The 9862-nt window shown below is 47.6% G+C and carries 5 protein-coding genes; 4 read left to right on the top strand and 1 reads right to left on the bottom strand.

The window, feature by feature from the left end:
• Positions 1-419: 419 nt before the first annotated feature.
• Positions 420-1310, bottom strand: a complete 891-nt coding sequence (locus QUB26_RS17070) for a sugar ABC transporter permease (protein WP_333242668.1) — start codon at positions 1308-1310, stop codon at positions 420-422.
• A 59-nt stretch (positions 1311-1369) separates the two neighbouring features.
• Between QUB26_RS17070 and QUB26_RS17065 the strand changes: the two genes are divergently transcribed.
• From QUB26_RS17065 to QUB26_RS17050, 4 genes are all read left to right on the top strand, one after another.
• The gene (locus QUB26_RS17065) at positions 1370-1963 is read left to right on the top strand and encodes a GNAT family protein (RefSeq protein ID WP_333242665.1); all 594 of its coding nucleotides are present in this window, start codon (positions 1370-1372) and stop codon (positions 1961-1963) included.
• An 18-nt stretch (positions 1964-1981) separates the two neighbouring features.
• Positions 1982-2653, top strand: a complete 672-nt coding sequence (gene purN / locus QUB26_RS17060; RefSeq protein ID WP_333242662.1) for a phosphoribosylglycinamide formyltransferase — start codon at positions 1982-1984, stop codon at positions 2651-2653.
• Positions 2646-3755 (top strand): class I SAM-dependent methyltransferase, encoded by a 1110-nt coding sequence (locus QUB26_RS17055; protein ID WP_333242659.1) that lies wholly within the window; start codon positions 2646-2648, stop codon positions 3753-3755. Before purN ends, QUB26_RS17055 begins: the two co-directional genes overlap by 8 nt.
• A gap of 1091 nt (positions 3756-4846) precedes the next feature.
• The coding region (locus QUB26_RS17050; RefSeq protein WP_333318948.1) for a CARDB domain-containing protein at positions 4847-9862 on the top strand (5016 nt) is incomplete at its 3' end.

Below are 9862 nucleotides of genomic sequence, written 5' to 3'. Positions count from 1 at the left end.
ATCATTATTATTCAATTATATTTCTACATAAAGGGGTATTGACAAAATCTACTCCGTTCTAACTTGTTACCAATGGGGCGCGATGGCGAATATTTTTCGGCATAGCTTTAATAATTTAAATTATACCAATTCTACGATAACAAATCGCCGATATTTTTTGCCTCTATCAGAAGTAGGTCTTATGGCAAGTAGGAAGGTAGCTATTTTAATGTTCGATGATGTGGAGGTACTGGACTTTGCAGGCTTTTTTGAAGTGTTTTCGGTGGCATCAGAATTAAATAAGGCCGATTCCCTACCCTTGGGGATGGTTAATTGTATAATTTGCGCGCTCGTATGGGCGGGTTTTACCAATAATAATTGCCTAAAACAAACAATCTCGTAAACCCGCCCATACACGAAGGATGCTACTGGACGTGATATCAAGCATCTTCGCCCCACACTTTTAGTTGTAAATAGACTAATATCAAAGCTATAGCCATCAGGAAAGTTGCCGCTGCGGCTGCATAGCCAAAATCAAATTGCGAAAAAGCTTGCTCGTAAATATAATAAACTAGCAAATTAGTAGAGTTTAAAGGGCCGCCGCCGGTGATGACGTAAACTTGCTCGAAACTCCGCAGGGTAAAAATAGCAGTAGTAACAGTAGCAAATACTAAAGTCGGCCGCAAACCGGGTAAAGTGATGTACAAAAATTGCTGCCAAGCATTAGCTCCATCCAATTCTGCGGCTTCGTAACGATTTACCGGAATTGCTTGTAATCCTGCTAAAAATACTACCATATTAAAGCCTAATTGTTTCCAAACACTCAGCAGAATTATCACAGGCATTGCCCAAACTGTGCTACTCAGCCAAGGAATTGGATTTAAGCCGATCGCACTTAGGGCATTATTCACCGGGCCTTCGGTTTGAAACAACCACCGCCAACCCAAGCCAACTGCAACTAAAGAGGTAATCGAAGGAATAAAATAAGCGGTGCGGAGAGCTCCTCGCCAAGCAAACGAGCGATTTAGCAAAACTGCCAAACCCAAAGGAATCACTAAACTGGGAATGACTGTTGCAGTAGTAAAATAGAGCGTATTTTGGAGAATTTGCCAGAAATCCGGGTTTGTGACTAGACGCAAGTAGTTGTTGAAGCCAATCCAACGCACTCCCGACTGGGTAAAGCTGCCGCTGGTAAAGCTGAGGTAAAATAAATAGGCGATCGGCCAAATCAAAAAAGTACCCAGAAACAGCAAAGCTGGGGCCAGAAAAGTCCAAGCTGCGATCGCATCATTATCCAACCAGTTAAAACGCCCAAATTTAATCCGAACCATTGGCTTGTAAATTTTAGCTTTTAGTTTTAAATGGTATCACAATATAGGTCAATGTCAAAATGAACCTTCTCGATATATTAGCTCATTTACCCACTATAGAAACTGAAAGGCTCCTGCTCCGAAAAATTACCTTAAACGATGCCAGCGATATGTTTGAGTATGCCTCAAATCCCGAAGTATCACAATACACAATGTGGTCAACTCACACCTCGATCGAAGACACTAAATACTTTCTCAGGTCACTTACAAAAATGTACAAAAGACGAGAGCTTGTAGATTGGGGAATTGTCCACAAAGTCGAGAAAAAGTTTATCGGAACTTGCGGATTTGTGGAATGGAGCATGACGCACAGCCGCGCGGAAATTGGCTACGCACTTTCTAGGAGCTATTGGGGCGAAGGATACATGAGCGAGGCTGTTAATGCAGTGATTGAATTCGGCTTTCGGGAGATGTTGCTGAATCGAATTATGGCTCGATGTGAAGTTAACAATATTGCTTCCGCTCGCGTGATGGAAAAAGTGGGGATGCAATTGGAAGGGGTATTGCGACAGCAGCTATTTGTCAAAGGCAGATATTGGGATCTCAAAATTTATTCGATTCTCAGGGAAGAGTTTTTTGATAATTTTGATAATATTGTAGTAGAATCTGAGTGAATATTTTTGATAACATTTATGACCGCTAATCCAGTATCTGTTAATTCCAATGCCAGCCTGATTTCTCCTGAGATTGGTCAAAGTTCAATCGCTCCTACCCATCCTCCATTAAAATTAGGAGTTTTAGCATCTGGAAGCGGCAGCAACTTCGAGGTAATTTCCCAAGCCATCCAAAACCAACAACTCAACGCTAAAATCCCAGTATTAATTTACAACAACCCCGAAGCCAAAGCCGCAGCCAGAGCCGAAAAATACGGCATTCCCTCGATTCTTCTCAATCACCGCGACTGCAAAAGTCGCGAAGAATTAGATACAAAAATTGTCAAAACTTTTCAAGAGTATGATGTAGAATGGGTAGTGATGGCGGGTTGGATGCGAATTGTTACCACAGTTTTGTTTGATGCTTTTCCCGATCGCGTTATTAACATTCACCCCAGCTTACTGCCGAGTTTCCCAGGAATTCGCGCCGTCGAGCAAGCACTAGCCGCTAAGGTTAAAATCACCGGATGTACGGTGCATATCGCCCGTTTAGAAGTAGACAGCGGGCCGATTTTAATGCAGGCTGCGGTGCCGGTATTGCCTGATGATACCGCAGAAACACTGCACGCTCGAATTCAGGTGCAAGAGCACAAGATTATGCTCGGTGCGATCGCACTTATTGCTGAATCTAATCAAAAATATTGTGACTAAAAACCTTACCAGTGCTGCATCTTCCCCGGAATTGCCTGTCAGCGAATCACCCGAAACAGGCCCGCCGCTGACAGACTCTAATCGCCTGAAATTAATTCTCAAAGAAAGGCTCAAAAGGAGCATCGGCCTCAAGGGAGAATTCTATCTGCCTTGCTTGCCATCGATGCTAGACGACTATCTTAAATTACTGTCAGACTTCTTAAACATTCTCGGACAAAACATCGACGCTGCCCAAGCCGAAAACTTGCGAACATTAATCGCCAACGCCTTAGCAGAAGGATTCAAAAATTCCCCCCACGCTAATCTAATAGTCTCCTATTTTCCCGCCAATTCCCAAACCGGTTTAGCCGGCGGCATTACTCTGAATACCAAGATTCAAGTCGAATCAATGGCCCAGAAATATCATAGCTGGCCGGATATTCGCCCCGAACCTTTATTCGGCAGCCATCCCGATGCCAAAGTCATCGCCATTGCCGCCGAATTAGGCGAACCGGGAAAAGCACCTATTTTAGATGTTGGTGCGGGCCCAGGGCGCAATAGTCTGCCTTTAGCAAGGTTAGGCCATTCTGTGGATGCGATCGAACTAACACCCATATTTGCCGAAAAACTATCAGCAGCAGCCACCGCCGAAAACTTGCCGATAAATGTCACCCAAGGCGACGTTTTAGACCCATTATTGAGGATGAAAACTTATCGGTACAAATTAGCCATTGCTACCGAAGTTCTCTCTCATTTCCGCTACCCCGAACAAATTCGTCTTTTCCTCGGCAAAATGTCCGATGCTGTTTTAAGTGGCGGGTTTATTTTATTCAGTGCTTTCTTAGCTGTAGATGGGTACGAACCCGATGAGATGGCAAAACAAATGTCTGAATTGTGTTGGTCTTATCTGATTACCAGACAAGAATTGCAAGCAGCAATAGAGGGTTTGCCGTTAGAAATTATTTCCGATGAATCGGTGATTGAATACGAACAAAAACATTTGCCTGACTCTGCGTGGCCGCCGACACCTTGGTTTGTCAGTTGGGCCAGCGGGCGGGATTTATTTTCTGTGGAACAAACACCGCCGTTAGAGTTGCGGTGGATACTTGTTAAACGCTTGTAAAGTTTATTAGACATCGTAAGAATTGCCAGCTTTGAACAGGCAGGATGCCTGTTCCACAATTATTGGATATGTCTCTTGTTTTAGCTATATTTTTAGATAAAGTTGTCGATAATTTTCGCAGGTTGGGGCGAGGATACTTCGCATCGGGGCCCAGAAACCGGGTTTTTTACGAAAAGACGCGTTATAACCCGCAGATTAGGTAAAAAACCCGGTTTCGAGGGGTCGGAGTGCGTAAGTCTTGATTATCTCTGATTTTGTTAAACGTCAGGATTTTATATACAGCGTATTCCAGGTTTGTGAAGTGTAGGGACACGGCACTGCCGTGTCTCTACGGGGAGCCAAGGATGGCGGGTGTACTTCATAAATGTGGAATACGCTGTAAGTGTTGGGATGTGTAATTTTCAAGCAGTAATAAATAACTTAGAATAATAACAATGCGCTGATTAAGATTAAGGGAAGTAGAGAAGTAATTGATTCGTTGATAGCAGTCAGCGCCAGCTTAATTGGTGTTGACGATTTCCGAACTATTTGAGCCTAAATACTCGAATTCAGGTGCAATAACACAAGATTACGATCGCACCGATCGTCCTTATTGCCGCTGAAAATGCTATAAACTTGTAGTGCGCCCGCAGTAAGGTAGGGGCAGATAGATGAGAAGAGTGGATATTTCGTTAGAGATGCGCTGGGGCGATCGGCTGATGGCTGTATTGTTGGGTTTGGCTGGATTAGCTATAATTTGGCAAAGAAGCGATCGCTCGATTTTTGATTAATTTAACATTTATTTATAAAAACAGTTATCATTTCTTAACTTTAGGGTGGTAGTATCAACCTTCAGAGGTTGGAATGGATGCGTCAATCTAGCGGGTTAAGTCGTTATGTCAACAAAGATTACCTCTATCTGGTTATCAAGCAGACCCAAGCGGTGCTGGTAGCCTTGGCGAATATTTGCAAGTAACTGCTGCGGAGGAGTTAGCTTTTTAGCGTCTCTACGCACCTAGCTTTAGGCTGAAATTTTCAATTTGACTAAATCCTATTAGCCCTGCTTAGGGCAATAGGCTTAGGTAATTTTAAAGTAATTAGGAATAGTAGCAATGCCAGTTAATTTTGCCGGATCGTACACTCAAAATTTTGACTCTTTAGCAAACACAGGTACACCTACTTGGACTAACGATACTACGCTTCCTGGATGGTTTCTTTACCGTCAACCTGCTACTCCTGCTGCTACGGCTATTACCGCCTACACCGCAAATAATGGAGCTATTGGTACCGGAAATTTTTATAGTTATGGCTCAACAAGCTCCACCGATCGCGCATTGGGGGGACTTGGTTCAGGAGGCGCTTATTTTGGTAGTCCGACATCAGGAAATATTGCAGGATGGATTGCTTTTTCTGCAACAAATACGACTGGTTCAACAATCAATAGCCTAAATGTTTCCTTTAATGGTGAACAATGGCGCAACAATGGGAATGCTACTGCCCAACCAATGGTTTTAGAGTATGGATTAGGAGCAACGTTTGATAGCGTAACTTGGACTGTACCCGGTGGAAACTTTGATTGGACTTCTCCCGTTGCAACTACTACCGCTGCTGCGGTTGATGGTAATGTGGCCGGTCAAGTAGCTGGTCGAGGTGGAGCGCTCACTGGCTTAAACTGGGCAAATAACAACACATTGTGGTTTCGTTGGGTTGAGCGTAACGACTCAGGTAACGATCACGGCTTGGCGATCGATGATTTTTCCCTCTCCCTACCTGCTCAGCCAGACTTAACCATCACGAGCAGCGCCCCTGCTAACGCCACCGTCAGCACTCCCTTCGACTACACGCTGACATTAACCAACAGCGGCACCGGCAACGCTACAGGAGTTAGCGCTCAATTCACTTTACCTGGGGGCGTTACTTACAATTCGGCCAGCGGTACGGGTTTTACTGCGACTCAAGCTGCTGGAGTCGTTACTTTTTCAGGAGGTGCGATCGCGGCTGGCGGCACCGTTCCCCTTACAATTAACGTTACTCCGACTGTTGCGGGTACTCTTACCAGTGCGGCGGGTGCGGCGGTTGCAGATCCGGCGAATGCGATCGCAGAAACCAGCGAAACTAATAACTCTTCTTCTACGATCGTCAATACAATTGTTGCAGCTACCTCTGAGCCAGACTTAACCATCACTAGCAGTGCCCCTGCTAACGCCACCGTCAACACTCCATTCGACTACACGCTGACGCTCAACAACGCCGGCACCGGCAACGCTACAGGAGTTAGCGCTCAATTCACTTTACCTGCGGGCGTTACTTACAATTCGGCCAGCGGTACGGGTTTTACTGCGACTCAAGCTGGGGGAGTTGTTACCTTTACAGGCACAGGTGCGATCGCGGCTGGCGGCAGCGTTCCCCTTACAATTAACGTTACTCCGACTGTTGCGGGTACTCTTACCAGTGCGGCGGGTGCGGCGGTTGCAGATCCGGGAAATGCGATCGCAGAAACCAGCGAAACTAATAACTCTTCTTCTACGATCGTCAATACAATTGTTGCAGCTACCTCTGAGCCAGACTTAACCATCACTAGCAGTGCCCCTGCTAACGCCACCGTCAACACTCCATTCGACTACACGCTAACATTAACCAACAGCGGTACTGCTGCTACTCCAGCAGGAGTTACCGCCAACTTCACTTTACCTGCGAACGTTACTTACAATTCGGCTAGCGGTACGGGTTATACAGTCACTCAAGCTGGGGGAGTTGTTACCTTTACAGGCACAGGTGCGATCGCGGCTGGCGGCAGCGTTCCCCTTACCGTTAACGTTACTCCGACTGTTGCGGGTACTCTTACCAGTGCGACAGGTGCGGCGGTTGCAGATCCGGCGAATGCGATCGCAGAAACCAGCGAAACTAATAACTCTTCTACTGCCGTTACTACAACTGTTGCACCTCCTCCTCAGCCAGACTTAACCATCACTAGCAGTGCCCCTGCTAACGCCACCGTCAACACTCCATTCGACTACACGCTAACATTAACCAACAGCGGTACTGCTGCTACTCCAGCAGGAGTTACCGCCAACTTCACTTTACCTGCGGGCGTTACTTACAATTCGGCCAGCGGTACGGGTTTTACTGCGACTCAAGCTGCTGGAGTCGTTACTTTTTCAGGAGGTGCGATCGCGGCTGGCGGCAGCGTTCCCCTTACAATTAACGTTACTCCGACTGTTGCGGGTACTCTTACCAGTGCGGCGGGTGCGGCGGTTGCAGATCCCGGCAGCGCGATTCCAGAAAGCAACGAAACTAATAACTCTTCTACTGCTGCCGTCTCAACGACAGTCAGTGCCGCACCTGCCATTATTCGCATTCGCGATATTCAAGCAGCCAGTCACCGATCGCCGCTGGTAAGTACAACTGTCACCAATGTTCCCGGTGTAGTGACGGGACTGATAACTGGCAGCGGTCGCGGTTTTTATATGCAAGACCCGACTCCCGACACCGGGCCTAATCCAAATTCTACATCGGAAGCGGTTTTTGTGTTCCTGGGAAGTTCGACAATACCCAATCCTACTGTCGGACAATCGGTACAGGTAACTGGTCGAGTTGACGAATTCCGCCCCGCTAACAACGCCACCAATCTTACTACTACCCAAATTAACGCTACGGTTTCTGGGGCTGCTTTAGGGGCGATCGCACCTTTAGGAACAATTACTCCAACTATTATCGGCAACGGCGGCCGCATTCAACCGACAACCTCCATTCAAAACGATTTCACTGCTGCTGGAAATGTCGAAACAGGAGGCGATTTCGACCCGACAACGGAAGGCATTGACTTCTACGAAAGTTTAGAAGGAATGCTCGTGCAAGTCAACAATCCGGTTGTTGTCGGCCCCACAAACAACTTTGGCGAATTCTACGTTTTGGCGGATAACGGTGCGAATGCTACCGGCCGAACAAGTCGCGGCGGGATTGCCGTTTCTGCTACCGATTTTAACCCAGAACGCATTCAAATTGACGATACTCTGCTCAATCCTCCCAGCAATACAAGTCTCTCGCCTCTGACTGATGTTGGGGACAAATTGGGTACTGTCTCAGGCGTTATCGGTTACAGTTTCAGCAATTACGAGCTTTTAAATACTGCTCAAATTCCTCAATCCAGCGTCATTTCCGGCGGACTGACCAAGGAAGTGACAAACTTAACTGGAAATGCCAATCAACTGACAGTCGGCAACTTCAACGTCGAGAATTTAGACCCCGGCGATACCGCCAAATTCCCTGCACTAGCGAGTCGAATTGTCACTAACCTCAAAAGTCCTGACATTATCAATATCGAGGAAATTCAAGACAACAACGGCGCGACTAATGACGGTGTAGTTGCGGCGGATACAACTTACAACACCTTAATTTCCGCAATTCAAGCTGCGGGCGGCCCGACTTATGAATTCCGGCAAATTAACCCGGTAAACAACCAAGACGGCGGCGAACCGGGCGGCAATATTCGCGTCGGATTTTTGTTCAATCCCAGCCGCGTTACTTTTGTCGATCGCCCGGGCGGCACTTCCACAACCGCAACTACAGTTAACACCGTCAGCGGCGCCCCGGCACTGTCAGCAAGTCCCGGCAGAATTGACCCGACCAATGCAGCATTTAACAGCAGCCGCAAGCCTCTAGTCGGGGAATTTCTATTCAACGGCCAGTCAGTATTTGTGATTGTCAATCACTTCAACTCAAAAGGCGGCGACCAACCGCTTTACGGCCCCACTCAACCACCTGTTCTCACCAGCGAAACTCAGCGCCTGCAACAAGCACAAATTGTCAACAATTTTGTCGATAGCATTTTGGCAGTAGATGCCAATGCGAATGTAATTGTTGCCGGAGATTTGAACGATTTCCAATTTTCCGAACCGCTGAATGTTGTCCGGGGAATTCCGGGCGGTAGCGGCACTGCTGTGCTGCAAAATTTAATCGAAACTTTGCCGGAAAATGAGCGCTATACTTACAATTTCCAAGGCAACGCGCAGGTTCTCGACCACATCTTAGCTAGCAATAACTTAGCCACCAATTTAGCCGGATTTGATGTAGTTCACATCAACTCAGAATTTGCCGACCAAGATAGCGACCACGATCCGAGTGTCGCCCGGTTTAACATTCCATTGCCGACGGTAACTATTACTGCTACAGACGCAGCTGCAGCCGAATCTGGAAATCCGGGTATTTTCCGCATCGCGCGATCGGGCAGTACCAGCCTGCCGCTGACAGTGAATTATACTACTGCTAGCGGTACCGGCTTTGCCACAAGCGATGATTTCACGCCGAATTTAACGGGCAGCATTATCATTCCGGCGGGTCAATCTTTTGCAGATGTTACTATTACTCCAGTTGACGACACAATTGTTGAAAGCAGCGAGGCTGTGAAGCTGACTTTAGTCGCTGCGGCTGGTTACAATTTGGGGACTGCTGGTACTGAAACGGCTTCAGTGGCGATCGCAGACAACGATGTATTCGCGCCGGGAACATTTAATTTCAGCAGCGGCACTTACAGCGTTAATGAAAACGGCGCAACCCAAACAATTACGGTTAATCGTACAGGCGGCAGCAATGTTTCCGCCTCTGTCAGTTACAGCACTTCTGACGGTAGCGCCACCGCCGGAAGCGACTACACTGCAACGTCGGGTACGTTCAACTTTCTCTCTGGCGAAACCACCAAAACTTTCAGTATTCTCATTACTGACGACACGTTATTAGAAGGGAATGAAACGCTCAATCTCAGCTTGAGCAATCCCACAAATGGTGCGAGTTTGGGAACTCAGAATACGGCGAGTTTGACTATTGTAGATACGACGCCGACAGGTACGCCGACACCCGATCCCAGTCCCTCGCCGACGCCGACAGGTACACCAACACCCGATCCCAGTCCCTCGCCGACGCCGACAGGTACACCAACTCCGACGCCTACAGGTACGCCAACTCCGACACCTACAGGTACGCCAACTCCGACGCCGACAGGTACGCCAACTCCGACACCGACGCCGACAGGTACGCCAACTCCGACACCTACAGGTACGCCAACTCCGACACCGACGCCGACAGGTACGCCGACGCCGACAGGTACGCCGACGCCGACAGGTACACCGACA

Origin of the sequence: Microcoleus sp. B4-C1 (assembly GCF_036705285.1) — a bacterium.
In the GTDB taxonomy this organism is placed as follows: Bacteria; Cyanobacteriota; Cyanobacteriia; order Cyanobacteriales; family Microcoleaceae; genus Microcoleus.
Note: the sequence above shows the minus strand (reverse complement) of the source record. Positions and strands in the feature narration are given on the sequence as shown.

Excerpts from the sequence above, each read along its gene's own strand:
- QUB26_RS17070 (WP_333242668.1), bottom strand. The coding sequence starts at position 1,310 with ATGGTTCGGATTAAATTTGGGCGTTTTAACTGGTTGGATAATGATGCG.
- QUB26_RS17065 (WP_333242665.1), top strand. The coding sequence starts at position 1,370 with ATGAACCTTCTCGATATATTAGCTCATTTACCCACTATAGAAACTGAA.
- purN (WP_333242662.1), top strand. The coding sequence starts at position 1,982 with ATGACCGCTAATCCAGTATCTGTTAATTCCAATGCCAGCCTGATTTCT.